We start from the raw sequence: 1,577 nt of genomic DNA, 5'->3' as shown, positions 1-1,577 counted from the left end.
GCGCGCGATTGCGCCACCGCCTGCCCGGCGCTCCAGACCTGGCTCCAGGCCTTGGGCCGCTCCGGGTCGGACTTGTCCTGCATGCGGCGCGGCTCGGCGCGGCGGGCCTCCTCGGGATCGACGCCCGCGGCCTCGACGCTCGCCGTGAGGTAGTTGGCATGCGTGCCAGAGAACAGCGGCGTGTAGGTGATCCCGTCGGAGGCGGCGGCGAGGATCATTTCCTTGTGCCCCTCGGGCGCGATCGCCTCCGTCGTCGGGATGAAGACCGTGCCCGCATAGGCGAACTCGCAGCCCAGCACCTCGGCCGCGAGGATGGCGCGGCCATTGGCGATGGCGCCCGACAGCACCAGCGGCCCGTCATAGAAGCCGCGCACCTCCTCGATCAGCGCGAAGGGGCTCAGCGTGCCCGCATGGCCACCGGCGCCTGCGCAGACGAGGATCAGCCCGTCGACCCCGGCCTTGAGCGCGCGGCGCGCGTGGCGCGGCTTGATCACGTCGTGAAACACCACGCCGCCATAGCCATGCACCGCCTCGACCACCTTGTCGGGCGCCGAAAGCGAGGTGATGACCAAAGGCACCTTGTGGCGCACGATGGCGGCGAGGTCGTCGTCGAGCCGGGTATTGTAGTCGTTGACGATGAGGTTGACCCCGTAGGCGGCCGGGGTCTCGCCCGTGTCGCGGCGATGCGCTTCGAGCCGGGTCTCGATCTCGGTGAGCCAGTCGTCGAGACGCTCGGCGGGGCGCGCGTTGAGCGAAGGAAAGGTGCCGATTACACCGGCGCAGCATTGCGCCACGACGAGGTCGACGCCCGAGGCAAGGAACATCGGCGCGCAGATGAGCGGCAGCTTCATCCCCGCCCCGAGCGCCGAAGCAGGCCCGCCTGCCGCGATGTGACGTTGCTCGGTCATGTGATCCTCACTTTCCTGTCGATGGTGGGGTCTGCGAAGAGGCCGCGGGCTTCGATGTCTCCGCCCGGTCTCGCGCGAGAAGCCGCCGCGCCCGCACCGCCACCGGGGACTGCACGAGTTCGGCGGGCGCGCCACCGTCGATGGCGCCGATGTGGCGGATCCAGTCGAGATCCTGCGGCGCGGTGCCGAAGCCGGCGCGGGCCGGGGCGATCTGTCTTGGATGGATGAGGCACTTGCCGCCGAAGCCCAGCTCGCTGGCATGCAGCGCGTCATCGGTCACGGCGGCTGCGTCATCGGCGCTGATCGACACGCCGTCGAGCGGCGCGGGGCGACCGGCGAGACGGGCCGCCTGCACGATGCGGCTGCGTATCGGCAAGAGCGCGAGGCGGGTATGGGCGCAGCCCATGTCCTCGGACAGGTCGATCGAGCCGAAGGCCAGCCGGTCCGCCGCCTGCGCGATCTCCTCGACGCAAGACAGGCCGCGCACCGTCTCGATCAACGCCACGATCCTCTGCCTCTGGCCCAGCTCGGCGCGAAGCCGCGCGACCTGCTCGGCGCTCTCGACCTTGGGCAGCACGACGCCGTCGACGCCGCTCATCCGGGCGAAGGCCACGTCGTCGCGGTGCCACGGCGTGCCGGTGCCGTTGACGCGCAGGTAGAGCCGCGCCG

2 protein-coding genes are annotated in these 1,577 nt (G+C 71.0%); both read right to left on the bottom strand.

The window, feature by feature from the left end; all coding sequences use genetic code 11:
• Positions 1–908: NAD(P)H-dependent flavin oxidoreductase (locus NHG85_RS16275; protein WP_253334308.1), on the bottom strand; the 908-nt coding region annotated here is incomplete at its 3' end.
• 7 nt (positions 909–915) lie between these two features.
• Positions 916–1,577: HpcH/HpaI aldolase/citrate lyase family protein (locus NHG85_RS16270; RefSeq protein WP_253334306.1), on the bottom strand; the 662-nt coding region annotated here is incomplete at its 5' end.

It is taken from the genome of Limimaricola litoreus (assembly GCF_024159025.1).
Lineage (GTDB): Bacteria > Pseudomonadota > Alphaproteobacteria > Rhodobacterales > Rhodobacteraceae > Limimaricola > Limimaricola litoreus.
The sequence above is the reverse complement of the archived record's forward strand: the minus strand, read 5'-3'. Positions and strand labels throughout refer to the sequence as shown.